Annotated in this window: 21 protein-coding genes; 5 read left to right on the forward strand and 16 right to left on the reverse strand. The window is 72.1% G+C overall.

Annotated elements, in window-relative coordinates:
• Nucleotides 1-14: 14 nt before the first annotated feature.
• The 7 genes from ACIRJT_RS18385 to ACIRJT_RS18415 all read right to left on the reverse strand — a co-directional run bounded on the left by ACIRJT_RS18385 (nucleotide 15) and on the right by ACIRJT_RS18415 (nucleotide 10,105).
• Complete coding sequence (locus tag ACIRJT_RS18385; protein WP_403910399.1) at nucleotides 15-2,030, reverse strand: hypothetical protein; 2,016 nt, start codon at nucleotides 2,028-2,030, stop codon at nucleotides 15-17.
• A gap of 299 nt (nucleotides 2,031-2,329) precedes the next feature.
• The gene (locus ACIRJT_RS18390; protein WP_403910401.1) at nucleotides 2,330-3,403 is read right to left on the reverse strand and encodes a signaling protein; all 1,074 of its coding nucleotides are present in this window, start codon (nucleotides 3,401-3,403) and stop codon (nucleotides 2,330-2,332) included.
• A gap of 142 nt (nucleotides 3,404-3,545) precedes the next feature.
• Nucleotides 3,546-5,675: a 3-hydroxyacyl-CoA dehydrogenase NAD-binding domain-containing protein gene (locus ACIRJT_RS18395; RefSeq protein WP_403910403.1), complete on the reverse strand. Its 2,130-nt coding sequence runs from the start codon at nucleotides 5,673-5,675 to the stop codon at nucleotides 3,546-3,548.
• Entirely contained in the window at nucleotides 5,672-6,898 is a 1,227-nt protein-coding gene (locus ACIRJT_RS18400; protein ID WP_403910405.1) for a thiolase family protein, read from the reverse strand. Before ACIRJT_RS18400 ends, ACIRJT_RS18395 begins: the two co-directional genes overlap by 4 nt.
• 287 nt (nucleotides 6,899-7,185) lie before the next feature.
• Entirely contained in the window at nucleotides 7,186-8,457 is a 1,272-nt protein-coding gene (locus tag ACIRJT_RS18405) for an HRDC domain-containing protein (protein ID WP_403910407.1), read from the reverse strand.
• Between the two features lie 114 nt (nucleotides 8,458-8,571).
• Nucleotides 8,572-9,234: a response regulator transcription factor gene (locus ACIRJT_RS18410; RefSeq protein WP_003965521.1), complete on the reverse strand. Its 663-nt coding sequence runs from the start codon at nucleotides 9,232-9,234 to the stop codon at nucleotides 8,572-8,574.
• A gap of 211 nt (nucleotides 9,235-9,445) precedes the next feature.
• The gene (locus tag ACIRJT_RS18415; RefSeq protein ID WP_403910409.1) at nucleotides 9,446-10,105 is read right to left on the reverse strand and encodes a DUF3000 domain-containing protein; all 660 of its coding nucleotides are present in this window, start codon (nucleotides 10,103-10,105) and stop codon (nucleotides 9,446-9,448) included.
• 92 nt (nucleotides 10,106-10,197) lie between these two features.
• Here ACIRJT_RS18415 and hemE point away from each other — a divergent pair, with 92 nt between their 5' ends.
• Nucleotides 10,198-11,295: a uroporphyrinogen decarboxylase gene (gene hemE / locus ACIRJT_RS18420; RefSeq protein ID WP_215103140.1), complete on the forward strand. Its 1,098-nt coding sequence runs from the start codon at nucleotides 10,198-10,200 to the stop codon at nucleotides 11,293-11,295.
• Nucleotides 11,296-11,343: 48 nt separating this feature from the next.
• Here the strand turns inward: hemE and ACIRJT_RS18425 are convergent, their stop codons facing one another.
• The gene (locus tag ACIRJT_RS18425) at nucleotides 11,344-12,732 is read right to left on the reverse strand and encodes an FAD-dependent oxidoreductase (protein WP_403910411.1); all 1,389 of its coding nucleotides are present in this window, start codon (nucleotides 12,730-12,732) and stop codon (nucleotides 11,344-11,346) included.
• Nucleotides 12,733-12,799: 67 nt separating this feature from the next.
• Nucleotides 12,800-13,780: a DUF4349 domain-containing protein gene (locus ACIRJT_RS18430; protein WP_403910413.1), complete on the reverse strand. Its 981-nt coding sequence runs from the start codon at nucleotides 13,778-13,780 to the stop codon at nucleotides 12,800-12,802.
• Between the two features lie 126 nt (nucleotides 13,781-13,906).
• Between ACIRJT_RS18430 and hemG the strand changes: the two genes are divergently transcribed.
• A complete protein-coding gene (hemG, locus tag ACIRJT_RS18435; RefSeq protein WP_403910414.1) occupies nucleotides 13,907-15,382 on the forward strand; it encodes a protoporphyrinogen oxidase in 1,476 nt (491 codons plus the stop codon).
• 4 nt (nucleotides 15,383-15,386) lie between these two features.
• Complete coding sequence (hemQ, locus tag ACIRJT_RS18440; RefSeq protein ID WP_403910416.1) at nucleotides 15,387-16,115, forward strand: hydrogen peroxide-dependent heme synthase; 729 nt, start codon at nucleotides 15,387-15,389, stop codon at nucleotides 16,113-16,115.
• Nucleotides 16,116-16,280: 165 nt separating this feature from the next.
• Here hemQ and ACIRJT_RS18445 read toward each other — a convergent pair whose 3' ends face one another.
• The 4 genes from ACIRJT_RS18445 to ACIRJT_RS18460 form a co-directional block, all read right to left on the reverse strand.
• A complete protein-coding gene (locus ACIRJT_RS18445) occupies nucleotides 16,281-17,843 on the reverse strand; it encodes an alpha/beta hydrolase (protein WP_403910418.1) in 1,563 nt (520 codons plus the stop codon).
• A 128-nt stretch (nucleotides 17,844-17,971) separates the two neighbouring features.
• Nucleotides 17,972-19,015 carry a TIGR04222 domain-containing membrane protein gene (locus tag ACIRJT_RS18450; protein ID WP_403910420.1) on the reverse strand — a complete coding sequence of 348 codons (1,044 nt, stop codon included), beginning with the start codon at nucleotides 19,013-19,015 and terminating at the stop codon, nucleotides 17,972-17,974.
• 5 nt (nucleotides 19,016-19,020) lie between these two features.
• The gene (locus ACIRJT_RS18455; RefSeq protein ID WP_403910422.1) at nucleotides 19,021-20,352 is read right to left on the reverse strand and encodes a DUF692 family multinuclear iron-containing protein; all 1,332 of its coding nucleotides are present in this window, start codon (nucleotides 20,350-20,352) and stop codon (nucleotides 19,021-19,023) included.
• Between the two features lie 188 nt (nucleotides 20,353-20,540).
• Nucleotides 20,541-21,236, reverse strand: a complete 696-nt coding sequence (locus tag ACIRJT_RS18460; RefSeq protein ID WP_403910424.1) for a haloacid dehalogenase type II — start codon at nucleotides 21,234-21,236, stop codon at nucleotides 20,541-20,543.
• A gap of 245 nt (nucleotides 21,237-21,481) precedes the next feature.
• Between ACIRJT_RS18460 and ACIRJT_RS18465 the strand changes: the two genes are divergently transcribed.
• Nucleotides 21,482-22,099 carry a TetR/AcrR family transcriptional regulator gene (locus ACIRJT_RS18465; protein ID WP_403910426.1) on the forward strand — a complete coding sequence of 206 codons (618 nt, stop codon included), beginning with the start codon at nucleotides 21,482-21,484 and terminating at the stop codon, nucleotides 22,097-22,099.
• A 26-nt stretch (nucleotides 22,100-22,125) separates the two neighbouring features.
• Here the strand turns inward: ACIRJT_RS18465 and ACIRJT_RS18470 are convergent, their stop codons facing one another.
• The 3 genes from ACIRJT_RS18470 to ACIRJT_RS18480 all read right to left on the reverse strand — a co-directional run bounded on the left by ACIRJT_RS18470 (nucleotide 22,126) and on the right by ACIRJT_RS18480 (nucleotide 24,765).
• On the reverse strand, nucleotides 22,126-23,487 hold the full coding sequence (locus ACIRJT_RS18470) for a helix-turn-helix domain-containing protein (RefSeq protein WP_403910428.1): 1,362 nt from the start codon (nucleotides 23,485-23,487) through the stop codon (nucleotides 22,126-22,128).
• Between the two features lie 97 nt (nucleotides 23,488-23,584).
• On the reverse strand, nucleotides 23,585-24,163 hold the full coding sequence (locus tag ACIRJT_RS18475; protein ID WP_403910430.1) for a cupin: 579 nt from the start codon (nucleotides 24,161-24,163) through the stop codon (nucleotides 23,585-23,587).
• Nucleotides 24,160-24,765, reverse strand: a complete 606-nt coding sequence (locus ACIRJT_RS18480) for a class II aldolase/adducin family protein (RefSeq protein WP_403910432.1) — start codon at nucleotides 24,763-24,765, stop codon at nucleotides 24,160-24,162. Before ACIRJT_RS18480 ends, ACIRJT_RS18475 begins: the two co-directional genes overlap by 4 nt.
• A gap of 558 nt (nucleotides 24,766-25,323) precedes the next feature.
• Here ACIRJT_RS18480 and ACIRJT_RS18485 point away from each other — a divergent pair.
• The gene (locus ACIRJT_RS18485; RefSeq protein ID WP_403910434.1) at nucleotides 25,324-26,310 is read left to right on the forward strand and encodes a class I SAM-dependent methyltransferase; all 987 of its coding nucleotides are present in this window, start codon (nucleotides 25,324-25,326) and stop codon (nucleotides 26,308-26,310) included.
• The last annotated feature ends 10 nt before the right edge of the window (nucleotides 26,311-26,320 follow it).

A 26,320-nucleotide genomic window follows, 5' to 3' on the forward strand; every position in this document is an offset into this window, starting at 1 on the left:
GCGGCCGTACGCGCTCAGGCCGGCTGACGCGGCTGCTGACCGGGGAAGCCGGGCTGGTCCGGGTGCTCGACGGGGAAGTCCCGGATCCCGGACCGGTACAGCGTGTTCGCGGCCTCGGCGAAGCGGATGGTCGACGGCGGATTGTCCGGACCCAGCAGATATTCCTTGAGCTGTTCGCGGTACGGGGCCATCACGTCCTGGTCCACGGAGAGCATGGCGGTGAGCGCCGTCTCCAGGCCGTTGCACTCGGCGTCCAGGAGGTACGAGGCGTACGCGGTGCGCTGCTCGTTGCGGAACTCCGCGTCGGGGAGTCCTTCGAGATTGAAGATGGCGTACGGCTTACGGGTCGCCACGAAGTCCGAGACCACGCTCGACATGTCCCCGATGAGCAGGTCGGAGTGGTTGAAGCAGTCGTACAGCGTGGGCACCTTGTCGGTCACGACATGGTGCGCGTCGACGGGCAGCGAGTCCCAGTACAGCGCGCCGGCCTGATGGCGGAACTTGCGGATGCGGGTGGTCCGCTCCGCCTCGGTCAGGTCCGGGTACTTCGAACGGACCCCCCGCTCCTGGAGCGCGGCGAGGCGTCTGTCGATCCGGGCCAGTCGGCGGGCCGCGGTCTTCGAGTCGAGGATCTTGCGCCCGAACCGGCGGGTGTTGTCCTCCTGGAGGAGTGCGATGATGCGCCGGTGCGCGGCCGCGGCCGCGGGGGAGCGGGTGCCGGTCAGCGGGTGCGGCTTGTAGATGATCCGCAGCTGCTCCTTGTAGGAGAGCAGGGTGCGTATGAGCTGCTCGCCGGCCGGGATGACGGAGGTGTAGCAGGCGTCGTCCGTCCAGCCTTCCCAGGTGGGGGCGTAGATGACGGTGGGTATCTCGTTGTCGACCGAACCCGTCCAGCGGCGCAGCGGCATCAGCTGCGGTCGGCCGACCTCCACGATCTGGTGGGCGGTCACCGCGTGCTTGATGCGCTCGTAGCGGTCGCGTCCGGCGCGTCCGGCCACCCAGATCTCGTCGAAGACCTTGCTGACCCGGTTGCTGCTGGCCAGCTTGTCGCTGTCGCCGTGACCGATGAAGACGTGCTTGACCTCGTGCCGCTGAAGCATGTGCACGTTCTTTCCGGCGTTGCCGGGGTAGAGCGTGACGCGGAGCTCGGGCATCTCGACACGGGCCAGGTACTCGGCCTTGGGGACGCAGATGACCGGTACGGAGGTGGCGTCCAGGAAGCGCAGGGTGGCCCGCTCGCGCAGCACGATGATGGGACGCAGGTCCAGCTCCTCCAGCGACTCCAGCCACATGTTCACCTGGTACATGAAGTCCCGGGAGACGGCGGCGAAGGTGAAGTACAGGGCGACCTGCGGCCGGTACTGCCCGAGCTGCCAGTTCAGCTCGTCGAGGGCCTCGTCGTGGGTGGGCAGGATCAGCGCGTTCCGGGCGCCGGGCAGCAGGACGAGCACGGCCAGGAAGGCGAGCCAGACCGTGGCGATCCCGCCGAAGGTCACGTACTTCCAGTCGTCCGTGGCGACGGTGCCGATCGCACCGGCCACCAGTGGGACGTCCAGGTGCAGCATCTTGCGGACGTGCTTGCTCGTCAGGAACGGATGCGGCAGGCGGCGGATGCCCAGGGCTTCGAGGTCCAGCCCGCGGGTGGTGAAGGGCAGCGCCGCGCGTTCGGACTTGACCCGCTTGATCATCGCCCCGTAGACGAGCTGCAGGGTGAAGAGCAGCAGCAGGCCCACCGCCGTCATCTGGATGACGAACGAGTCGAGGTCGATGATGGCGCCGCAGAGCGCGAGCAGCAGGAACTGGCGGATCAGGAAGCGGATGGTGAGTCCGAACCGCGAGTCGCGCAGCCGGTCCAGGGTGGAGGACTCGGCGGTGTGCAGGAGCAGGTCGGCCAGATAGCTGACGGCCGCCGCGGCGGCGAAGACGGGCAGCGACACCATCACGACCGCGGCCATCATGGTCACGAAGCTCAGCACCAGAGCAGCTGCGATCAGGACCCCCAGCACGGCCTGACGTTTTTGCTTGCCCATGGGCTGCCGACCCCTCCCTCGAATGATCTTGTGCGGCGCTGGCTACGGTGCCGGCCAGAAACAGGGACTGCCGCACGTCACAGTGGGGGCCGCGCCGCGATGAGACTCCGACGCGGACGGTGTGTAAGGAACTTGTGAAGCATCCGATCAAACTTTAGACACTGCTCGGACTCAACAGAGAACTTTCAAGGGTTAAAAGTAGAACAATTGTCGTCTGGATACCGAACAGTTATGAACGGTTGGCTGTCACGTGATCGAATTGCGGGATTTGCGCCACATGTGATGGCGGTGGCGTCGGCTCAGGCCGCGGTGCCCGGAGCCGGGCACGCGTAGACGGCCAGACGCCGACGCTCCGGTGTCTTGACGGAGAAGCCCACACAGAGCTGGGGCTCCGGCGCGGCCCGCACCGCTATCCCCTCGGGCTCGCGGTATTCCAGCTCGGGCGCCACGGTCACCTTGCGGCGGCCCGCGACCTCACCGGTGCGCACATCGAGCGCCGACACGAAGGTGTCGCCCCCGCCCGACGGGGGGTTGGCGCCGGCTTCGTCCGTGTAGCCCTTGCCGGTCAGCTGGTAGATGTGATTCCCGTGCAGCGCGCACCCCTGGACCCACTCGCCGTCACGCAGGGCGCCGTCCGCGACGGTGTGCAGGGGTTCGTACCGCCCGTCGAGGAAGTCGTCCGTCCGGTAGACCGCGTAGTGGTGCGCCTCGCCGACCCAGTGACTCACCAGGACCCGGTCGTCCACCGGGTCGAACGCGGGATGGAGCTGCCGGCTGCCCGGCAGCGGCCGGTGGTGCCGCACGGCGGGCGACGAACTGTCCAGGACGGCCCCGTCACGGAAGGGGACCCGGGCGACGGCGCGGCCGTAACCGGTCCGCTCGTCCACATCGGACTCCACCCACAGAGCCACGCCCTCGCCGGAGGACTCCACGCCCATCGAGACCCCATGGCCGAACCCCCGTAGGTACATGTGCCCGGCGGCACTCCCCGAGAGGGACAGCACCGATACGCACATATCGCCCGCCATCTTCCGGTCGCGACCGGAGACGGGCTCCTCCTCGTCGGGGAGCCGGAGCCCGTCCGCCATCACCTGTAGTGCGTACACCCGGTCGCCCGCGGCGTCGAAGGCGAACGACTGGGGCCCGCTGACGGTGCGCAACGGACTGGGCGGCAGCAGCGCCACGGCCTCCTCCACGGCGAACAGACCGACCGTCGCCGGTGGCGGTACGCGGTCCTCGCGCCGCCCGCTCACCCAGCTCAGCACGCCGCCCGTCGCGGCGATCGCCGCGCCACCGCCCGCGAGGAGGACCGCTCTGCGGCCGAGGTGATTCCTGGTGTCCGTCATGCCGTGCGTGAACGCCGTCCTGCCCATGGACGGCGACCGTCCACTTCCGGGGCTGCTCGGGGATGGGATCAGGTCATTCTGTCATCACTCCAGCGGGACCGGCCGGGCAGGCACGAAGGGTACGGCCCGTCGCCGAGTCGTACCCTTCGCGTTCCGTCCGTCGTGAGCGTTACGCCGGCACGCTCGCCACGCCCCGCGCGAGGAACGGCTTGCCGTTCACCCGCTGGGAGACGCCCTCACGGTCCAGGTACGGCGTGATGCCGCCCAGGTGGAAGGGCCAGCCCGCGCCGGTGATCAGGCACAGGTCGATGTCCTGGGCCTCGGCGACGACGCCCTCGTCCAGCATCAGGCCGATCTCCTGCGCCACCGCGTCGAGCACGCGGTCACGGGTCTGCTCCTCGGTGAGGACGGTGTCGCCCTGCTTGAGGAGGGCCGCGACCTCGGGATCGAGGACCGGCGCACCGGAGTCGTAGACGTAGAAGCCGCGCTTGCCGGCCTTCACGACCGCCGCGAGGTTCTGCGAGACCGTGAAGCGCTCCGGGAAGGCGCGGTTCAGGGTCTCGGAGACGTGCAGGCCGATGGCCGGGCCGACCAGCTCCAGGAGCACCAGCGGGGACATCGGCAGGCCGAGCGGCTCGACGGCCTTCTCCGCGACCTCGACCGGGGTGCCCTCGTCGATGACGTTCTGGATCTCGCCCATGAAGCGGGTGAGGATGCGGTTGACGACGAACGCCGGGGCGTCCTTCACCAGGACCGCGGTCTTCTTCAGCTTGCGGGCCACACCGAACGCGGTGGCCAGCGAGGCGTCGTCCGTCCGCTCGCCGCGGACGATCTCCAGCAGCGGGAGGATCGCGACCGGGTTGAAGAAGTGGAAGCCGACGACCCGCTCCGGGTTCTTCAGCTTCGACGCCATCTCGGTCACCGACAGCGAGGAGGTGTTGGTGGCGAGGATCGCGTGCGCCGGGGCGACCGCCTCGACCTCCGCGAACACCTGCTGCTTGACGCCGATCTCCTCGAAGACGGCCTCGATGATGAAGTCCGCGTCCGCGAAGCCCTCGGCCTTGTCGAGGACGCCGGAGACCAGGCCCTTGAGGCGGTTGGCCTTGTCCTGGTTGATACGGCCCTTGCCGAGCAGCTTCTCGATCTCGGCGTGGACGTAGCCCACACCCTTGTCGACGCGCGCCTGGTCGATGTCCGTGAGGACGACCGGGACCTCCAGGCGGCGCAGGAACAGCAGCGCCAGCTGCGAGGCCATCAGACCCGCGCCCACGACGCCGACCTTGGTGACCGGGCGGGCCAGGTTCTTGTCCGGGGCGCCGGCCGGGCGCTTGGCGCGCTTCTGGACCAGGTTGAAGGCGTAGATGCCGCTGCGCAGCTCGCCGCCCATGATCAGGTCCGCCAGCGCCTGGTCCTCGGCGTCGAAGGCGGCGGACAGGTCGCCGTCCTTCGCCGCCGCGATGATGTCCAGCGCGCGGTACGCGGCCGGGGCCGCACCGTGCACCTTGGAGTCGGCGATGGCCCGGCCGCGGGCGACGGCCGCGTCCCAGCCCTCGCCGCGGTCGATCGCGGGCCGCTCGACCGCGAGCTCGCCCTTGAGGACGGCCGCGGTCCAGATCAGCGACTGCTCCAGGAAGTCCGCGCCCTCGAAGATCGCGTCGGCGATCCCGAGCTCGAAGACCTGCTTGCCCTTGAGCTGGCGGTTCTGGTTGAGCGAGTTCTCGATGATCACCGAGACCGCGCGGTCCGCGCCGATCAGGTTCGGGAGCAGCGCGCAGCCGCCCCAGCCGGGGACCAGGCCGAGGAAGACCTCGGGCAGCGAGAACGCCGGGATGGCGGTGGAGACGGTGCGGTAGGTGCAGTGCAGACCGACCTCGACACCGCCGCCCATGGCCGCGCCGTTGTAGTACGCGAAGGTGGGGACCGCGAGGCCGGCCAGGCGGCGGAAGACGTCGTGGCCGCCCTTGCCGATGGCCAGCGCGTCCTCGTGGCGGCCGAGCAGCTCGACGCCCTTGAGGTCGGCGCCGACCGCGAAGATGAACGGCTTGCCGGTGATGCCGACGCCCGTGATGGTGCCCTCGGACGCCTCCTTCTCGACCTGGTCGATCGCGGCGTTCAGGTTCGCCAGCGACTGCGGTCCGAAGGTGGTCGGCTTGGTGTGGTCCAGGCCGTTGTCCAGCGTGATGAGCGCGAAGTTGCCCGCGCCGGCCGGAAGGTCCAGGTGGCGTACGTGTGCCTGGGTGACGACCTCGCCGGGGAACAGCTCGGCCGCACCCTTCAGAAGCTCAGTGGTGGAGCTCACTTGTTGCCTCCGTCAGCGTTGAAGTGCGGGTTCTCCCAGACGACCGTGGCGCCCATGCCGAAGCCGACGCACATGGTCGTCAGGCCGTAGCGGACCTCGGGCTGCTCCTCGAACTGCCGGGCCAGCTGCGTCATGAGCCGGACACCGGAGGAGGCCAGCGGGTGACCGTAGGCGATCGCGCCGCCGTACTGGTTGACGCGGGCGTCGTCGTCGGCGATGCCGTAGTGCTCCAGGAAGGCGAGCACCTGCACGGCGAACGCCTCGTTGATCTCGAAGAGACCGATGTCCTCGATCGAGAGACCGGCCTGGGCCAGCGCCTTCTCGGTCGCCGGGATCGGGCCGTAGCCCATGACCTCCGGCTCGACGCCCGCGAAGGCGTAGGAGACGAGGCGCATCCTCACCGGGAGGCCCATCTCGCGGGCGACGTCCTCGGCGGCGAGCAGGGAGGCGGTCGCGCCGTCGTTGAGCCCTGCGGCGTTACCGGCCGTCACGCGGCCGTGGGCGCGGAAGGGGGTCTTCAGACCGGCCAGCGACTCCATGGTCGTGCCCGGGCGCATCGGCTCGTCGGCGGTGACCAGGCCCCAGCCCGTCTCGCCCGCCTCGGCGTTGGTGCGGCGCACCGAGACCGGCACCAGGTCCTGCTGGATCCTGCCGTTGGCGTACGCCTTGGCGGCCTTCTCCTGCGAACGCACCGCGTACGCGTCGGCGCGGTCCTTGGTGATCGTGGGGTAGCGGTCGTGCAGGTTCTCCGCGGTCATGCCCATGAACAGGGCGGACTCGTCGACCAGCTTCTCCGACACGAAGCGCGGGTTCGGGTCGACGCCCTCGCCCATCGGGTGGCGGCCCATGTGCTCGACGCCACCGGCCACGACGACGTCGTACGCGCCGAAGGCGATGGAACCGGCCGTCGAGGTGACGGCGGTCAGCGCGCCCGCGCACATGCGGTCGATCGAGTAGCCCGGGACGGACTGCGGCAGACCGGCCAGGATTCCGGCGGTACGGCCCAGCGTGAGGCCCTGGTCCCCGATCTGCGTGGTCGCGGCGATGGCGACCTCGTCGATCTTCTTGGGGTCCAGGTCCGGGTTGCGGCGCAGCAGCTCCCGGATGGCCTTCACGACGAGGTCGTCGGCGCGGGTCTCGTGGTAGATGCCCTTGGGGCCCGCTTTGCCGAACGGGGTGCGGACGCCGTCGACGAAGACGACGTCCCGGATGGTACGAGGCACGGTGGCTCTCCTCCAGGGTGCGGGATGGCACTGCTGCGGGGCACGCCACGGGGGCGCACCGCCTGCCCTCATACTACTTGCGGGTAACCAGACTGCCCACCCCTCGCGGCCGGAGCGTCGAAGGTCACACCGCCCCGGCGCCCGGCAGGGGGGCCGAAGCCGCCGCGCCGTGGAGGCAAGGGCCCCTGAACCTGGCGCGATTTCGACCATCGGTTCGGTCCGCGGGCGGGGTCCGGGAAGCGGAAAACCCTCGGTCGGTGACCGAGGGTGTCCGCAGCGTCACGGGATCAGGAGGCGTCCAGCGCCCGCACCAGGAGCGGGGCGACCTGCTGGATCTGCCAGTTCCGCGCCCCGTACCCGGCGAGGGTGTCCTCCACGGCGCCCGGGGTCGGGTTCTTCGGCGGCTCCCAGCAGACCCGGCGCACGGTGTCCGGGGTGATCAGGTTCTCCTGGGGCATGTGGAGGCGCTCGGCCAGCTCGGAGACGGCGGTGCGGGCGGCCGAGAGCCGGGCGGCGGCGGCCGGGTCCTTGTCGGCCCAGGAGCGCGGGGGCGGCGGTCCGGCAGGCTGCTGACCCGGCTGCGGCAGCGCCGTCTCGGGCAGCGCCTTGGCCCGCTCCACGGCCGCCTGCCACTGCTCCAGCTGACGGCGTCCCATGCGGTGGCCGAATCCCGGCAGCGCGGTCAGGGCCTGTACGTCGACCGGCAGCGCGAGCGCGGCCTCGATGATCGCGGCGTCGCCGAGCACCTTGCCCGGGGAGACGTCGCGGCGCTGGGCGACCTGGTCGCGGGCGGTCCACAGCTCCCGGACGACGGCCATCTGACGGCGGCGGCGCACCTTGTGCATGCCCGACGTGCGGCGCCAGGGGTCCTTGCGGGGCGGCGCGGGCGGCGCGGAGGCGATGGCGTCGAACTCCTCCCGGGCCCACTCCAGCTTGCCCTGCCGCTCCAACTCCTCCTCCAGCTCGTCGCGCAGGTCGATCAGGAGCTCCACGTCGAGCGCGGCGTAGCGCAGCCAGGGCTCGGGCAGGGGGCGGGTGGACCAGTCGACCGCGGAGTGGCCCTTCTCCAGGGCGTATCCGAGGACGTTCTCCACCATCGCGCCGAGGCCGACGCGCGGGAAGCCCGCGAGCCGCCCGGCCAGCTCGGTGTCGAACAGGGAGGTGGGGGTCATGCCTATGTCCCGCAGGCAGGGCAGGTCCTGGGTCGCCGCGTGCAGGATCCACTCCGTGCCCGATAGCGCGGAGCCGAGTCCGGCGAGGTCGGGGCAGCCGACCGGGTCGACCAGGGCGCTGCCCGCGCCCTCGCGGCGCAGCTGTACGAGATAGGCGCGCTGGCCGTAGCGGTACCCCGAGGCGCGCTCGGCGTCGACGGCCACCGGGCCGGTGCCCGCGGCGAAGGCCGCGATCACCCCGGCGAGGGCGTCGTCGGACGTCACCACCGGGGGAATGCCCTCGCGCGGTTCGAGCAAGGGGATCGGCGCCGGGGCGACGTCGTCCGGGGGAGCGCCCCCGGTGGTTCGCAGTGAAGTGTCTGCTGCGGTCTCTTGGGCGTCGGTCACGTGTCAAGGGTATCTGTGTATGCACGGAGCCCGTCGACGGAACGTTCCGTCGACGGGCGGCCATGCGCGTATTCCAGCCGGAGGCACATCGGTGCACGTCCCGGCGGGGTGCGGTCAGTGGATGATGCCCGTCCGCAGGGCGACCGCGACCATTCCGGCACGGTCTCCGGTGCCGAGCTTGCGGGCGATGCGGGCGAGGTGGGACTTGACGGTCAGGGCGGAGAGGCCCATCGAGACGCCGATGGCCTTGTTGGACTGGCCTTCGGCGACCAGGCGGAGCACCTCCACCTCACGTCCGGACAGTTCGCGGTAGCCGCCCGGGTGGCTCGGGGAGCCGGGAGGCCTGCGGTGCATACGGGCCGCGTTGGCGCCGATGGGGGCGACGCCGGGGCGGGTGGGGTGGCCGATGTTGGTTCGGGTGCCGGTGACGACGTAGCCCTTCACGCCGCCCGCGAGGGCGTTGCGAACGGCGCCGATGTCGTCGGCGGCGGAGAGGGCGAGACCGTTGGGCCAGCCTGCGGCACGGGTCTCGGACAGCAGGGTCAGCCCGGAACCGTCGGGCAGGTGGACGTCGGCAATGCAGATGTCGCGCGGGTTGCCGACGCGGGGGCGTGCCTCCGCGATGGACGACGCTTCGATGACGTCACGTACTCCGAGGGCCCACAGATGGCGGGTGACGGTGGAACGGACGCGCGGGTCGGCCACGACGACCATGGCCGTCGGCTTGTTCGGGCGGTAGGCGACCAGGCTTGCGGGCTGCTCAAGGAGAACGGACACCAGGCCTCCTGGGGGAGTGGCGGGACGGGCCGGCTCGGGGGGTGAAGCCGGGGGCGAACCGTGCTTGAAGGGTCATTGACCTCTTCGGCAGCGGACCCGTCCTCCTTTAGGGGAAGATCGCGATTTGATGAGTAACAATTCGGGCAAATAGGACGCGCGATCGATTGTACGAAAAGAGAGCCGGTGCTTGTGCGAAACGGGTGACGGAGTGTTACGAAACCTGTGGCCCGCGCCGTTGCGGCAACGTCACCACCGCCGCGTCCGCCGGATCCGACGGCGGCAGTCCCGCGATCTGGCACAGCAGGTCGCCCCAGGCCATCAGGTGCGCCGCCGTGTCCGGCACGCCGCCGCGCGACTCCCTCGGCGTCCATGAGGCCCGGATCTCGATCTGCGTCACCGGGCGGCGCGTGGACAGCGCACCGAAGTAGTGCGATCCGGCGCGCGTCACCGTCCCGCCGGCCTCTCCGTACGACAGGCCCCGCGCGTCCAGCGCGCCCGTCAGCCAGGACCAGCACACCTCCGGGAGCAGCGGGTCCGCCGCCATCTCCGGCTCCAGCTCCGCCCGGACCAGCGTCACCAGTCGGAACGCGCCCTGCCAGGCGTCGTGCCCCGCCGGATCGTGCAGCAGGACCAGCCTGCCGTCCGCGAGGTCGTCCTCGCCGTCCACCACCGCCGCCTCCATGGCGTGCGCGTGCGGAGCGAGGCGCTGGGGCGGCCTGGTCACCTCCACCTCCAGCTCCGGGCGGAGCCGCGCGGAGCGCAGCGCGTCGACCGCCGCCAGGAACGCGGGCGGCACGGAAGGTCCCTCCGCGCGGTCCTCGCTTTCCACGCCGTCGGAATGATCGGAAAATTGTCCCTGAGCCGGAGCCATGCGGGGAAGAGTAGGCGGAAGCCGGGCCCCGCGCAGGGAGAGACACCCGTGCGGGGCCCGGCTCCTTCGGCGCGCGTGCGAAGATTCTGTGCGTGAGTGCCAACGACAGCCCTTCGGGCCAGCAGACGACGACCTCCGCCAGCCTCGACGCGGTCCGCCACGCCACCCACGACTCGGCGTTCCTGCGAGCCTGCCGCCGCGAACCCGTCCCCCACACGCCGGTCTGGTTCATGCGCCAGGCGGGGCGCTCGCTGCCCGAGTACCTGAAGGTCCGCGAGGGCATCGCGATGCTCGACTCCTGCATGATGCCGGAGCTGGTCGCCGAGATCACCCTGCAGCCCGTACGCCGCCACAAGGTCGACGCCGCGATCTACTTCAGCGACATCGTCGTGCCCCTGAAGGCCATCGGCATCGACCTCGACATCAAGCCCGGCGTCGGCCCCGTCATCGCCGAGCCGATCCGCACCCGCGCCGACCTGGCCCGGCTGCGCGACCTCACCCCCGAGGACGTCCCGTACGTCACCGAGGCCATCGGGATGCTCACCGCCGAGCTGGGCGCCACCCCGCTCATCGGCTTCGCCGGGGCCCCCTTCACGCTGGCCAGCTATCTCGTCGAGGGCGGCCCCTCACGCAACCACGAGCGCACCAAGGCCATGATGTACGGCGACCCGCAGCTGTGGGCCGACCTCGTCGACCGGCTCGCCGAGATCACCGGCGCCTTCCTCAAGGTGCAGATCGAGGCCGGCGCCTCCGCCGTCCAGCTCTTCGACTCCTGGGTCGGCGCGCTGGCCCCCGCCGACTACCGCCGCGCGGTGCTGCCCGCCTCCGCGAAGGTCTTCGACGCCGTCGCCCCCTACGGCGTCCCCCGCATCCACTTCGGCGTCGGCACCGGCGAGCTGCTGGGCCTGATGGGCGAGGCCGGCGCGGACGTCGTCGGCGTCGACTGGCGGGTCCCGCTGGACGAGGCCGCCCGCCGCGTCGGCCCCGGCAAGGCGCTCCAGGGCAACCTCGACCCGGCGGTGCTGTTCGCGCCGACCCCGGCCGTCGAGGCGAAGACCCGCGAGGTGCTGGACGCCGCCGCCGGTCTGGAGGGCCACATCTTCAACCTGGGCCACGGCGTCATGCCGAACATGGACCCGGACGCGCTCACCCGCCTCGTGGGCCACGTCCACGAGCAGACCGCGCGCTGAACGACCGGTCGTACGGGGGCCGGACGAAAGAACCGGCCCCCGGGGCTCTCAGCTCCCCGCTCCCCGCACCGCCGTCACCGTCTTGCGGGCGGCCACCAGCACCGGGTCCCAGACCGGCGAGAAGGGCGGGGCGTACCCCAGGTCGAGCGCCGTCATCCGCTCCACCGTCATCCCGGCCGTCAGCGCCACCGCCGCCACGTCCACCCGCTTCGCCGCCCCGTCCCGGCCGACGATCTGCACCCCGAGCAGCCGGCCCGTACGCAGCTCCGCGATCATCTTCACCGTCATCGGCTTCGCCCCCGGGTAGTAGCCCGCCCGCCCCGTCGACTCGATGGTCGCCGTGACGTAGCGCAGCCCGACCGCGCGGGCGTCCTTCTCCCGCAGCCCGGTCCGGGCGATCTCCAGGTCGCAGACCTTGCTCACCGCCGTACCGACCACGCCCGGGAACGTGCCGTAGCCGCCCCCGACGTTGGAACCGATCACCTGGCCGTGCTTGTTGGCGTGCGTGCCCAGCGCGATGTGCCGGGTCCGGCCCGCCACCAGGTCCAGGACCTCCACGCAGTCGCCGCCCGCCCAGATGTTCTCGTGGCCCACCACCCGCATCGACAGGTCCGTCAGCAGCCCGCCGTGCGGGCCCACCGGCAGCCCGGCCCCGCGCGCCAGCTCCGTCTCCGGCTCCACACCGATGCCGAGGACCACCACGTCCGCCGGATACGTCCCCGCGTCCGTCGCCACCTCGCTCACCCGGCCGTCCGGACCGGTCAGGATCCTGGTGACGGCCGCCCCGTTGACCGTGGTGATCCCGAGCCCGTCCATCGCGTCGTGGACGAGCCGCCCCATGTCCGGGTCGAGCGTCGCCATCGGCTGCTCGCCCCGGTTGAGGACGGTCACCTCGAAGCCCCGCTTGAGCATCGCCTCGGCCATCTCGACGCCGATGTACCCCGCGCCCACCACGACCGCCCGCCGGCTCTCCTGCGCGCCCAGGGCGTCCAGCGAGTCCAGCAGCGCCTGCCCGTCGTCCAGGGTCTGCACCCCGTGCACCCCGGGCGCGTCCATCCCGGGCAGCGCCGGGCGCACCGGACGGGCCCCGGTGGCGATCACCAGCTTGTCGTAGCCCGTCCAGTACGTCTTCCCGCTCTCCCGGTCCAGCGCCTTCACCCGCCGCCCGGGCACGTCGAGTTCCGTCACCTCGGTCCGCATCTGCAGATCGATGTCCCGCTCCCGGTGCTCCTCGGGGGTGCGGGCGATCAGGTCGTCGCGCGCCGCGACGTCGCCGCTCACCCAGTACGGGATGCCGCACGCGGAGTACGACGCGAAGTGGCCGCGCTCGAAGGCGACGATCTCCAGCGCGTCCGCCGCCTTCAGCCTGCGGGCCTGTGACGCCGCGGACATGCCCGCCGCGTCACCGCCGATGACCACCAGTCGCTCCGCTGCCATGCCGGGTCCCCTTTCGCCGATGCGCCTGCTCGGCGCGTCGCCGAGTCGGAGCCCCACGCTACGGCGGTCAGGGGGCCGAAGTGCCCTCCGCCTCAGTCCGGGGCGCCGCCGGGGCCCTGCGGGCCGCCCGCCGGGCCCGCAGCACCCGCCAGCCCACCAGCGCCAGAGCGGCGGTGAGCAGGAACGGGAACGCGGCCCCGAACGCCACCGCGATCCACCGCAGCATCGTCACGAACGCGTCCCAGCCGCCGCCCAGCGCGTCCAGGAACCCGGTGCCCTCCTCCCGCCCGTCGTCGTCCGGGGCGTCCGGCGGCGTCAGGTCCAGGGTGATCGTCGCCAGCGAGGTGCGGTCCTTCAGGCTCGACTGCTGGGCGAGCAGCGACTCCAGGTCCGACTGACGGCTGCTCAGCTCGCCCTCCAGGGCGACCACGTCGCTGATCTTCTCCGCCCGGTCCATCAGCTCCCGCACCCGCTCCACGCTCGCGCGCTGCGTGGCGATCCGGCTGTCCACGTCGACCACCTGGTCGGTGACGTCCTTCGCGTTCGAGGCGCGCGACAGCAGCTTCCCCGAACCGGACAGCTCCCGCAGCACCTCCTGGAACCGGTCCTGCGGCACCCGCAGGACCAGGTGCGAGATCTCGTACGTGTCGTCGAGCCGCTCGGTCTCCTCCGTCGCGACGATGCCCCCCGCGCCCTCGGCCGCGCCGCGCGCGGCGGCGGCCGCCTTCGGCACGCTCTTCACCTCGACGGAGAGTGTGGCCGTACGGATGACGTGGGTGGCCGCCGCTCCCGGCTTCGGCGCCGCCTTCGCCCCGGACGGTTTCCCGTCCGCCCGCTTCTCGGCCGACGACGCGGCCCCGTCCGCGTCCGCGACGGCTCCCTCCTGCTCCCCGGGCGGCGCGTACTTGCTGTCCGCCGCCTTCGCGCCGTCCGACGCGTCGCCCGACGCCCCGCAGCCGCCGACGGCGAGCAGGAGGCCGAGCACCCCGGCGGCGAGCGCGGCTCGCCCTCGGGCGAAGGATCGATCGGTTCTGCTGTCCCATTCCATGACTGGTCCCCCCAGGACGGTGGTTGATGGTGCCGGTTCGACGTGCCCGCTCCGGGACCGGTTGCCGGTGGGCGGTTTCGAAGTGGTCACGGTCAGGACGCGGAACGGGTTTGAGAGAGTGGTCCCATGCAGCGTTCTCAACAGCGTGCGGAAACGCCCCCGGGCCACGTCGTCGTCATCGGCGGCGGCATCGCCGGCCTGGCGGCCGCCCACCACCTGGTCGCCACCGGACTGCGGGTCACCCTCCTGGAGGCGACGGACCGGCTCGGCGGGAAGCTCATGACCGGCGAGGTCGCGGGCGTCCAGGTCGACCTGGGGGCCGAGTCGATGCTCGCCCGGCGCCCCGAGGCGGTCGCCCTGGCCCGCGAGGTGGGCCTCGCCGACCGCCTCCAGCCGCCCGCCACCGCCACCGCCTCGCTCTGGACGCGCGACGCGCTGCGCCCCATGCCCAAGGGGCACGTCATGGGCGTCCCCGGCGACCCGGCGGTGCTCGGCGAGGTGCTGTCACCCGAGGGCCTGGCCCGGATCGCCGAGGAGCGCGACCTCACCCCGACCCCCGTCGGCGACGACGTCGCGGTCGGCGCGTACGTCGCCGACCGGCTCGGCCGCGAGGTCGTGGACCGGCTGGTGGAGCCCCTCCTCGGCGGTGTCTACGCCGGCGACGCCTACCGGATCTCGATGCGCGCCGCCGTCCCCCAGCTCTTCGAGGCGGTGAAGGAGGGGGGGCCGCTGCTGGAAGGCGTACGCCGCATCCAGGAACGGGCCGCGGCCCGGCAGCAGACCGGACCCGTCTTCCAGGGCATCGAGGGCGGCATCGGCACCCTCCCGGCCGCCGTCGCCGACGCCGTACGGGCCGGTGGCGGCGAGATCCGCACCGAGACCCCCGTCCTGGGCCTGACCCGTACGGAAACGGGCTGGGCCGTCCGCACCGACACCCGGACGATCGCCGCCGACGGCATCGTCCTGGCCACCCCCGCCTGGTCCGCCGCCACCCTGCTGGCCGCCGAGTCCCCGGCCGCGTCCGCCGAGCTGTCCGGCGTCGAGTACGCCTCGATGGCCCTGGTCACCCTCGCCTTCCGGCGGGCCGACATCGAGCGCTACGAGGCCCTGCGCGGCCGCTCCGGCTTCCTCGTACCGCCGGTCGACGGGCACACGATCAAGGCGTCCACGTTCTCCAGCAACAAATGGCAGTGGGTCGCGGACAGCGCCCCCGACCTGTTCGTGCTCCGCACCTCCGTCGGCCGGTACGGCGAGGAGGACCATCTGCACCGCGAGGACGAGGAGCTCGTCGCCGTCTCCCTGCGCGACCTCGCCGCGGCCACCGGGCTCACCGCCCGGCCCGTGGACACCGAGGTCACCCGCTGGATCGGCGGCCTGCCGCAGTATCCCGTCGGCCACCTCGCCCGGGTCGCCCGCATCCGCGACGCGGTCGCGGGTCTCCCCGCGCTGCGGGTCTGCGGCGCGGTCTACGACGGGGTCGGCATCCCCGCCTGCATCGCGAGCGCGCGCCGGGCGGCCGACGAGATCGCGCGGGAGATCACGGGAGAGATCATCGCCACGTCGACCCTGGTTCGGGGCACGGGGAGCGAGGCGGGACAATAGCCGTATGAGTGCTCCTGAGACTGTGACATCAAGCAAGAGTCCGAACGCCGGCAAGAAGGCCAAGGACCTCAACGAGGTCATCCGCTACACCCTGTGGTCGGTCTTCAAACTGCGCGACGTGCTCCCGCTGGACCGCGCGGGATACGCCGACGAGGTCCAGGAGCTGTTCGACCAGCTCGCGGCCAAGGACATCACCGTCCGCGGCACCTACGACGTGTCCGGGCTGCGGGCCGACGCCGACCTCATGATCTGGTGGCACGCCGAGACCTCGGACGAGCTCCAGGAGGCGTACAACCTCTTCCGGCGCACCCAGCTCGGCCGCGCCCTCGACCCGGTCTGGTCGAACATGGCGCTGCACCGCCCGGCCGAGTTCAACAAGTCCCACGTCCCGGCGTTCCTCGCCGACGAGACGCCGCGCGACTACATCAGCGTCTACCCCTTCGTCCGGTCCTACGACTGGTACCTGCTGCCCGACGAGGACCGCCGCCGCATGCTCGCGGACCACGGCAAGATGGCCCGGGGCTACCCGGACGTCCGCGCCAACACCGTCGCCTCGTTCTCGCTGGGCGACTACGAGTGGGTCCTGGCCTTCGAGGCGGACGAGCTGTACCGCATCGTCGACCTGATGCGTCACCTGCGCGCCTCCGAGGCACGTCTCCACGTGCGCGAGGAGGTCCCGTTCTACACGGGCCGCAGGAAGAGCGTCACCGACCTGGTGGCCGGGCTCGCATAACCAGCGAGTCCCGCACCACCCCAACCCGGAAGATCAGAAGGGCGGGCACGAGGCACCGATCGTGCCGCCCGGCCTTCCAGCGACACCGGGTTCGGCTTCGGGGGCCGTCGCACCGAGATGGTGCGGCGGCCCCCGCTCCGTACCGCCCCGCCGACAGCCGGACGATCAGTCCAGCGACACCGGGTTCGGCTCCGGGTGCGCGGCGCAGTCCGCACCCCGCCCCGGCACCTCACCGGTCAGCAGATACCGCCGCAGATGATCGTCGACGCAGGTGTTCCCGGCCCCGCCGATGCCGTGCGTCCCGGCGTCCCGCTCGGTCACCAGCGACGACCCGGGCAGCCGCTTCCTCAGCTCCAGCGCCCCCTGGTACGGGGTCGCCGCATCCCGCTCCGCCGCGAGGATCAGCACCGGCGGCAGCTCGCCCCACCGCGTCCCGACCTCCAGCGGCCGCTGCCTCGGCGCGGGCCAGAAGGCGCACGGCAGGTTCGCGAAGGCGTTGTCCCAGGTCTCGAACGGCGCGACGCGCGCCAGGTCCGTGTGGTCGCGGTCCCACACCTCGAAGTCCTCGGGCCAGGGCGCGTCGTTGCACTCGACGGCCGTGTACACCGCCTGGGCGTTCTCGTTGTCCGCGGCCGCAACCGCACGCGGGGAGGCCTGCGCGACCAGCGGTTCCGGGTTGCCCCGGACGTACTCGGAGAGCGCCGTCGCCCGCATCGCCCAGTAGTCGTCGTAGTAACCGGCCCCCAGGAACGCCGAGTGCAGCTGCCCCGGCCCGACCTTCCCGCCCGCGGGCTTCTCGGCCAGCGCGGCGCGCACCTCGTCGTAGTGCGTCTGCACCGCTTCCGGAGTGGTTCCCAGGTGGTACACGTCGTCGTGCTTGGCCACCCAGCGGCGGAAGTCCTCCCAGCGCGCCTCGAAGGCCAGCGACTGGCCCATGTTGGAGCGGTACCAGATCTGCTCCGGGTCCGGGTCGACCACCGAGTCGAAGACCATCCGCCGTACGTGGGAGGGGAACAGCGTCGCGTACAGCGCGCCGAAGTACGTCCCGTAGGACGCCCCCATGAACGTCAGCCGTTCCTCGCCGAGCGCGGCCCGCAGGACGTCCAGGTCACGGGCGTTGTTGAGCGACGTGTAGTGCCGCAACGTCTCGCCCGCGTGCTCGGCGCAGCCCTGTGCGTACGCCTTCGCACGGGCGACGCGCCGCTCCTTGTACTCCCGCGTCGGATGCGTCGGCGCGTCGGTCGGGCCCTTCGTGTACGCCGCCGGGTCCTGGCAGGTCAGCGGGGCGGAGGAGCCGTTCACCCCGCGCGGGGCGTAGCCGACCAGGTCGTACGCCCCGGCGATCTCCTTCCACTCCGGCAGCTCCCCGGCCATCGGGAAGGTGATGCTGGACGCGCCGGGACCGCCCGGGTTGTAGACGAGTGCGCCCTGCCGGTTCTCCGCCGGGCCGGTGGCCCCGGTGCGGCTGACGGTCAGTTCGAGCTGCCTTCCGTCCGGTTCGGCGTAGTCCAGGGGCACCTTCACCGTGCCGCACTTCAGGGAGTCCGGGAGCATCTCCTTCTCCGGGCAGGAGACGAAATCGATCCCGGCGGCCGTGGCGCGGGCGGCGGCGATCGCGGTGCCCCGGGCCTCGGCGGGGCCCCGGCCCTCCCAGGCTCCGGCGGGAGCGGCGGCCAGGGCGGACAGCACCAGGGAGCCGATCGATGTGTACAGCGCAGCAGTTCTCACGCGCGGTGCCTCTCTGCGGATGCGGAGAGGGATGGTCGGGCGGGCGGGACATGATGTCCAGCACCGTCCGAGCATGTCCGTGATCGTGACCCCGATGGGCGGTCAGCCTCGCCGGTACGGGGCCCGGTTCAGGAACCGCCGCCCCCGCCGCAGCTCGATCCGCCCGAGCTGCCGCCGCAACTGGAACCTCCCGAGCCGCCCCCGCCGCAGCTCGATCCGCCGCTGCCCCCGCAGCCGGACCCCGAGGAACATCCGGAGCCGCCCCCACAGCTCGAACCGGAGCCGCCTCCGCTGGACCCTCCGCAACTGGAGCCGCCGGGAGTGGAGGCGGCGCACCAGACGGTCGTCAGGACGGCGGCGTCCGCCGCCCCGGTCCCGGCCGCCCCCGCCGTGGCGAGCCGCCGGCGTGGAGCGGACATCCGTGCGGCCGTGGCCAGTTGCGCCCGGAGCCCGGGGTCCGCCAGACCGCGCAGCCCCACCGTGGCCACCACATGGGCCGGGGTCGTCACGGAGGCGTACGCGGTCCGGAAGCAGCCGGCGGCGTCGTGGCCGGCCCGGGTGATCCGGGAACGGAGCGAGGCGGCGACCACGAGCCCGCTGAAGCCGCCGATCAGGACCGCGGGCAGCATCGTGACGATGAACGGTACGGGGTAGCCCGTGGAACCGTCGTGCACGGCGTACTGGACGAACGTGAGCACCACACCCAGCGGCAGGCCGCCCAGGCACACCGAGCTGTGGACCAGCGCCCACTGCCGCACCGGGCGGGTCCGCTGGGGCGGCACCAGCAGACCGCGCGCGGCGAGCCCGTCGCCGATCTCCTGGACCGCCGGGTGCCGCATCACCGCTTCCCGCACCAGGTGCAGGGCGCCGCTGGGTGCCGCGGACAACTCCTGGAGTACCGCGTGCTCCACCGCGTCGTTGGCTTCCGCCCACTGCACCCGGACGATGCCGGGGCCGCCGATGAGGATCCGGCCGTTCGACTGGAGGGAGGTCAGCGCGGTGTCCGCCACCCTGGCCGGACCGCCGTTGAGGAACGCCGCCTCGTACAGGTGGTGGAGCGTGAGCCCGGCGTGGGCCGACGGGCGGTGGGACCGGACGGCCACCGCCTTGACGATGAGCAGGACCGAGGCGACGACGACCGCGAGGGTCACCAGCAGCGCGAGCACGTTCACGGCGTTCACTTCCCCACGAGGGCGGTACGGGCCGCCCGGACCAGGCGGGTGCCACGACGCGGGGGCCGGGCGCCCGACCGGTCCTGCCACCAGTACGTCAGGCGGCGCCGCGCCGCCGGATCGGCGGGACCGCCCGCGATGAGCACGTGCTCGGCGAAGTCCAGGGCGTCGCGCCGGTACCCGCCGGACAGCGGGCGGCCCCCGGCGTACGCGAGGAACGCGGCGCGGTAGCCGTCGCCGAGGATCTCCGGCAGCTCAGGTGCGACCTTGGCGACGACGTCCGCGCGCTTGGCCGCCAGCGCCCGGCTCTGCACCCGCAGCCGGCGGTGGTCGAAGCCCTCGGGAGCCGGGGTTCCCGCCACCAGCGCGGAGAGCAGCGCGGTCTGCGCGACGGCGGTACGGTCGCGGGTTCCGGCCGGCGCGGGGGCGGCGGGCACACGGTCACCGTCGCCGTCGCCGTCGCCGGTCGCGCCCCGGGGCGCGGGACGGGTCGTGGGACGCGGCTCCGCCGGGGGAGCCGCCCGCCGCAGCGTCGCGCGGATCGCGTCCAGTTCGCCCGCCAGCTCCGCGGCCGGCGGGAAGGCGTCGTCGCGCTCCAGCAGCACGCCCGGCGGGTCGACCCGGGAGCGCAGCTCGGCCAGCACCTGAAGGACCGGAGCGGTCACCGGGTGGGCGTGCGTGTCGTGCCAGACGCCGTTGCGCTCGACGCCGCCCGCCACATGGACGTACGCGATGGCCTCCACCGGCAGCTCGTCCAGCGCCTTCGCCGGGTCCTGGCCGAGGTTGACGTGGTTGGTGTGGAGGTTGGCCACGTCGATCAGCAGCCGCACCCCGGTCCGCTCGACCAGCTCCGCCAGGAACTGCCCCTCGGTCAGCTCCTCGTCCGGCCAGGTGATCAGCGCCGCGATGTTCTCCAGGGCGAGCGGCACGGGCAGCGAGTCCTGCGCGATCCGCACGTTCTCGCACAGCACGTCCAGCGCGTCCCAGGTGCGCGGCACGGGCAGCAGGTGCCCCGCCTCCAGCCTCGGCGATGCGGTCAGCGGCCCTCCGGCGCGTACGAACGCGATGTGTTCGGTCACCAGCGGTGTCCCCAGCAGCTCGGCGCGCGCCGCGAGGGAGGCGAGGCGCACGAGGTCCGGGCGGTCGGCGCCGCCGAGACCGAGCGCCACCCCGTGCGGCACCACTCGCACGCCGCGCTCCCGGAGCCGCAGGAGGGAGTCCGGGAGATGGCCGTCGCAGAGGTTCTCCGCGACGGCCTCGACCCAGTCGATCCCCGCCAGCGCCTCCACCTCGTCCGCGATCTCCGGCCGCCAGCCGATGCCGATGCCCAGTTCCATGGCGTTTCCCCGTCCCCCCGCTGCTCACCTCGTTCTGTTCAGGGGTCATGGCCCCGTCAGGCGGCGATGAACCCGACCAGGGAGACGTTCAGAGCTGGATTTGAGGTTCCCGGACCGCCGTCCCCGTCCGGGCATCGGCATCATCGTGGGCGGCCCGCGGGACAGCCGCGCACTTCCGTTCGCCCCCTCTACGCGGCCGGGGCCAGCACGGCGGCCAGTTCCTCCAGGCCGTCCGCCCGCCAGTCGAAGGTGTCGGTCTCCTTCGGGGGGTCGCCGCCCGGCCGGTGGACGTAGGCCGTGCGCATGCCCACCGCCTGGGCTCCCCGGAGGTCCCAGGCGTGGGCGGCGATCATCACCATGCGTTCCGGAGGGCAGCCCGCGGTGTCGAGGGCGAGCTGGTAGACCTCCTTCGCGGGCTTGAAGGCCCGGGCGTCCTCGGCGGAGAGCGCCTGGTGCCACCGCAGGCCGGTATGGGCGTTGAGGCGGAGCAGGGTCGCGCGGCTGGCATGGGTGAGGCCGATGACGGGGAACAGCCGCGCCAGGCCGGCGAGTCCGGCGCGGGAGTCCTCCCAGGGGTCGAGGCGCTGACTCGCCGTGGCCAGGCGCCGGACGGCGGCGGGGTCGGTGAGCCCGGCGCGTTCGGCCACCCGTGCCGCCGCCTCGCGGTCGAGGGCGGCGGAGTCCGCGTAGGGCCGTTCGCCGTCCTCGATGCGCTGCTGCTCGCGCTCGACGTGCTCCTCCCACACGGCGAGCAGCCGGTCGGCCGACGTCTCGTCAAAGGCGGGTACCGCGGCGCGGATCGCGGCCCGCAGTCCGCCCGGCTGGTCGACCATCGTGCCGAGGACGTCGAAGACGGCGACCTCGATCTCGTGTGCCTGGGGCATCCACCCTCCCCTTCCGGGGTCCGGGCGCCGCACCACGCGAGCGCCATCACCCGGCACAGGCTGGCCCCCGGGCCGGCGCGGGGGCCCGATTGGGCCGATCGGCGGCATGTCCCCGGGGCGCCTGCCCGGCCGGCGGAGGCGGTCGCGGAGCGGGCCGGGGTACCCTCGGACGCGACCGCGCCGCCCGGAGTCGGGGGCGGTCCGGAAGCTATCCTCTGTATACCGCTGGGTGTACCGTTCGATGGGTGACCATCAGCAGCGAAACCACCGGCAGAAGGACAAAGCGCCGCGGCAACCAGCATCTGACGCCGGCCGGCGTGAAGGTCCTCGAGACCGCCTCACGGCTCTTCTACGATCTGGGCATCCGGGCTGTCGGCGTGGAGGCGATCGCGGAGCAGGCAGGCGTCACGAAGAAGACGCTCTACGACTGCTTCGGTTCCAAGGAGGACCTCATCGTCGCCTACCTGCGGGCCCGTGACGGCCTGTGGCGGTCCACGCTGGTGAAGCACGTCAACGGTCAGGAGGGGCCCGCCGGGGAGAGGATCCTGGCCACCTTCAGCGCCCTGCACGACTGGATGAACGAGCGGAACCGGCGGGGCTGCGCCTTCATCAACGCGTCCGTGGAGCTTCCGGACGACCACCCGGGCCGGGAGGTCGCCCGGGATCAGAAGACCTGGTTCCTCGCCTATCTGGAGGACCTCGCGAAGGAAGGCAACGCCCAGGCGCCCGCCGAGCTGGCCGCCCAGGTGCTGATCCTTCACGAGGGAGCGTCCATCGCCGGTTCCATGGAGTCGGTGGACCGGGCCGTGCAGCGCGCCGAGCAGGTGGCCGCGATCCTCGTCGAGAGGTCGCTCACCGCGTGACCCGCGGGTGGGGGAGCGGAGAGGCCTCAGGCGACGAGGGCCGTGTCGGCCGCCTGCCGTCCCGCCTTCGCGGAGTCGCCGTCCAACTGTCGTGACAGGTCTGCCGCATACGCGCGCAGCAGGTCGTGCATCAGGTAGTGGCGCTCGTCCTGCCGCCGGATCAGGTGCGCGCTCGCGAGGCCGCGCAGCAGCCGTACCGCCTCGTCCTGACTGACCCCCGCGGTCGCCGCGGAGGCGGCGGCGTCGATCACCTGACCGGGGAGTACCCCGAGCAGCCGGAACATCCGGGCGCTCTGCTCGTCGAGGGCCCGGTAGGACGTGTCGAACGAGTTGCGGAGCACCACGTCCCCCTCGGCGAGTCCCAGCCGGGCCTTGTCCAACTCGAGTTCCGTGGCGAGCTGGTCCGCGCTGCGGTGCTGGCAGCTCACGATGTGCTCTGCGGCCAGCACCAGGGCCAGGGGCAGCCGACCGCACCGTTCGGCCAGGACCGCCACCGCGGCGGGGTCGGCGTCCGCACGGGCGTCCCCGATCATCGAGCGGAGCAGCATCGCGGCCTCCGGTCGGCCCAGCTCCGCCAGGGGTACGGTGACGGCGTCCACCCGGGACAGCAGCCCGGGCAGGCGCGAGCGGCTGGTCACCACGACGGCGCAGCCCGCGGAGCCGGGCAGCAGGTGATGGACCTGCTGCGCGTCGGCGGCGTTGTCCAGCACCAGGAGCATCTCGCGGCCGTGCAGGTAGGAGCGGAAGGTGGCCGCGCGCTGGCCCAGGTCCGCCGGCATGCTGTCGCCCGGCACGCCCACCGCGCGGAGCAGGTGCTCCAGGACGTCGAACGGGTCGGCCGCCGTCCCCGGCTCGGGGCCTTCGAGGTTGACGAACAGCTGCCCGTCGGCGAAGCGGCCGTCGCTGACCGCCTGGTGGGCCCACTGCACCGCCAGGGCGGTCTTCCCCACCCCCGGCGGCCCGTTGATCACCGCGACCGGCACGGCGAGTGACTGGCCGGCGTCCTGCAATCGGCGGGTCAGCTGGGTCAGGCACTCCCGGCGCCCTGTGAAGCAGCGCTTGGCCGAGGGGAGTTGGGCCGGGTACACCCGCCCCGGCTGCTGACGGGCGCTCGCTTCCAGGGCCGTGGCGATGGAGGTGAAGGTGTCCCCGGCGTTCAGCGCACGGTCGCACGCCTCCGCGAAGGCCACCGAAGGCGTCCGCTTGTGGGTCTCGACCTTGCTGATGTGCCCCCGGTTGAAATGCACCTGGGTGGCGAGCTGGGCGAGCGAGAACCCGTGCCGCTCGCGGTGGGCGCGGAGCAGTTGGCCGAAGGTCCCGGGGTCGCCGGTGTCGGGCGGGCAGCCCGACTCGCTGTGGGCGGGCCGGGTCACTGCTGTGCTGTGCATTGAATTCCGTAGCACTGCGAATCCCCTAAAGTCGCACACGTTGTCTGCGCCTCGGATCTCACGGGCGGCGCCGGTCTGCCGGGTGGGGCCGTACCGCTCAGGACGGCGCCAGCAGTTCGTCGAGCGTCGGGAAGCGGGCGGCGATGCTGTCCGGCGGGAACCGGGCGCCGTGCCGGTCGCTCTCCCGGAGGAAGCGGACCGCCGTGTAGTGGGGGTCCGCGCCGGCGTCGAACCAGTGCGCCGTACGACTGGGCACCGACAGCAGGTCTCCGGCCGTACAGAGCATCGCGTGCACCTGGCCCGCGGCGTGGAGGTAGAGGCAGCCGGCCCCCGCCACGACGAAGCGCACCACGTCCTCGTCGTGGAAGTGCTCCCGGCGGAACTTCTCGCGGTTCGCCCGGTTACGCCTTTGGCGGCCCGGGTCGGACGACGCGGGAGTCAGGCGCGCTATGTCGACGACGTGGTAGCCGATCTCGGCACTGACGTGGTCGATATGACTGCGGTAGGCGTTCATGATGGTGGCGTCGTCGGCGTCGGCCGGAATCCGGCGGGCGGCGTGCCACCGCGCGTAGCGCGCGCCGATCTTCAGCAGTTCCCCGCGGATGACGTCCGGGTCGTCCGACCGCACCCGCACCGACCCGGGGTCGGCGGCCGCCATGACCTGCAGGAGTGTCACCGGACCGTCACCCTGGCCGCGTCGGCGTGGGCGGGGTGCTCCGGCAGGAGCGGACGACCGAGCTCCTCGATCCGCTCCAGCCTGCTGAGGGCCTCGCCCGTGTCCCGCCCCCAGGTGAGGACCCCGCTTCCCTCGACGAGGAGGGCCAGCACCTCGTCCGAGAGCTCCAGGCGGCCGGGGAGGTCGACGAGGTGGGAGGGGTCGCGCGACTCCGGGGCGACCACCCGCACCAGTGCGCCGATGGGCCCGGGCGCTCTGCAAACGGCGGCGGCGAGGGCCAGGGAGCGCGGTTCGTGGGTGTGGACCACAGCTCCGCGGCCGGCGAGCCGGCGGTGGAGCGCGAGGTGGGCCGGGGTCTCGGGGGGAGGCCAATCGGTCTCTCCGAGCAGGGGCAGCCCCTGTGAGGGGTCGACCATCACGGCGTCCTGCCGGAGCGACTCCTCGTTCAGGTCGCCCGTGGTGATGATGACGGCCCCACCGGATCGGACCGAGATGCTGCCGGAGGCTCTGTCCGGCCGGCCGCGCCGGTCCAGCGACCGGCAGGCGAGGGACAGCAGTTCGCGGTGGAGTTCGGCGTCCTCGTGGACGTGTACGGGCTTCACGGGCTCTCTTCTTCTGCCGATTCTGCCGAGGTGGGGGGACTCGGGGGCCGGTCGGGTGCCCGGCCGGACACGCGGAACGACACGCGTGTTTCTCCTTCGGTGTGGGGGGAGGGGCATCGATGTATACCAACCGGTATAGCTACAGGTTAGGGAGCCGATTCTCACTGTGTCAACGGCACCCGTCGGCATGGCCGGAAAGGGTCATCGCGGGTGCGGTCCGGGAGGGCGGCCGCCGCGTCCGTGCGGCGGAACGCGTGCCCGGAGCCTTCCCGGTGGACCGCTTTCCGTGACCGTGCCGCCTGTCTCCGATCAAGCTGTCCGGTGGTGTTGCTGTTGCCTGTCGAGAGGCAACAGGGCGGCCCTGTACAGGGCTTCTGGGGGTGGTGATAGTGAAATCACTTCCACCGCAGGGATGCCGTTCCTCAACAGGCGCGTTCACCCACTTCCGCATTCCTTCGGTGCAGGCCGCTTCGTGCCCCGGACCGACCGACGGTCGGTCCGGGGCGGGCCGGAAGGTTTCGCAGAAGCAGAGTTGTCGCCACGTCACAGGAGGCTGAAATGGGTACGCAAGCCGACTATGTAGAACTGGTCGTGTCGCCGGGCGAGTTCTTCCGCATCGGGGACACGGAGCGGATCAAGTCATCCGTGGGACTCAAGCTCTCCGACCATTCGTACCTTCCGAAAGCGGACGATCCGCGCGCGGACTGGGTCGCCAGCGTCGCCGTTCCCGCGTTCCGGACCCTCGCCCGGATGGGCGTCCTCGCCCCGAAGTTCTGCACCATCGGCACCGGGGCGGGCCTGGACGTCCTGGCGGCCGTGGAGATACTCCGGGCGCACACGGTGGGCTTCACGGACCTTCACGACGACGTCCTCGACTGCGCGCGGCAGAACATCCAGAACAACCTCGTCAGCCAGGACGTCGAACTGATCGGAGGCGCGGGAGACATCCTCGCGCCGCTCGCCGGAAGAATCGCGCAGGTCGACGTCGTCTACGAGAACCTCCCCAACATCCCCATGGGGGGAGCGGGTGACCTCGACGACGGTCAGACGAGTTCGACGTTCATCGCGGAACGCGGCGAGGAAATACCCGGCTTCGCCGAGAAGAACCTCGTCACCCTGCACTACCTGGCCCTCCAGCAGGCGCACCCGCTCCTGCGCGTCGGCGGTCGGGTGCTCTCGTCGATCGGGGCGAGGGTGCCACTGTCGGAGATCCTGTCCCTCTCCAGCGCCGCCGGATACAACGGCAGCATTCTGACCTACACGTGGAAGGTCCAGTCCGAGCCGCACGACGTCGTCGGCGGCTACGCCCGGTGGGAGAGGGAAGGGCTCGGGCCGTTCCACTTCTACCCGGTGAACGTGTTGCGTGAGGCATTCGACGGCCTCACGGTCGCGGCGGCCGGCGCACAGGCCCTCCAGATGGAGAAGGAGCTGGCGCCGCACGAGATATCGGCGGTGGACGCCCTGGCCCTGGTGGAAAAGGGCCAGAAGGTCGGTCACACCGTCGCGATACTCGACTCCGTCAAGGTCCCGGACTCCGCTCTCTGACGTCTCCTCG

This window comes from Streptomyces sp. NPDC102283, assembly GCF_044766265.1.
Lineage (GTDB): Bacteria > Actinomycetota > Actinomycetes > Streptomycetales > Streptomycetaceae > Streptomyces.

What these genes read in the sequence shown, in the direction of transcription:
- ACIRJT_RS18385 (WP_403910399.1), bottom strand. Translation starts at nt 2,030, where the DNA reads ATGGGCAAGCAAAAACGTCAGGCCGTGCTGGGGGTCCTGATCGCAGCT.
- ACIRJT_RS18390 (WP_403910401.1), bottom strand. Translation starts at nt 3,403, where the DNA reads ATGGGCAGGACGGCGTTCACGCACGGCATGACGGACACCAGGAATCAC.
- ACIRJT_RS18415 (WP_403910409.1), bottom strand. Translation starts at nt 10,105, where the DNA reads ATGGCTCCGGCTCAGGGACAATTTTCCGATCATTCCGACGGCGTGGAA.
- ACIRJT_RS18425 (WP_403910411.1), bottom strand. Translation starts at nt 12,732, where the DNA reads ATGGCAGCGGAGCGACTGGTGGTCATCGGCGGTGACGCGGCGGGCATG.
- ACIRJT_RS18430 (WP_403910413.1), bottom strand. Translation starts at nt 13,780, where the DNA reads ATGGAATGGGACAGCAGAACCGATCGATCCTTCGCCCGAGGGCGAGCC.
- hemG (WP_403910414.1), top strand. Translation starts at nt 13,907, where the DNA reads ATGCAGCGTTCTCAACAGCGTGCGGAAACGCCCCCGGGCCACGTCGTC.
- hemQ (WP_403910416.1), top strand. Translation starts at nt 15,387, where the DNA reads ATGAGTGCTCCTGAGACTGTGACATCAAGCAAGAGTCCGAACGCCGGC.
- ACIRJT_RS18455 (WP_403910422.1), bottom strand. Translation starts at nt 20,352, where the DNA reads ATGGAACTGGGCATCGGCATCGGCTGGCGGCCGGAGATCGCGGACGAG.
- ACIRJT_RS18460 (WP_403910424.1), bottom strand. Translation starts at nt 21,236, where the DNA reads ATGCCCCAGGCACACGAGATCGAGGTCGCCGTCTTCGACGTCCTCGGC.
- ACIRJT_RS18470 (WP_403910428.1), bottom strand. Translation starts at nt 23,487, where the DNA reads ATGCACAGCACAGCAGTGACCCGGCCCGCCCACAGCGAGTCGGGCTGC.
- ACIRJT_RS18485 (WP_403910434.1), top strand. Translation starts at nt 25,324, where the DNA reads ATGGGTACGCAAGCCGACTATGTAGAACTGGTCGTGTCGCCGGGCGAG.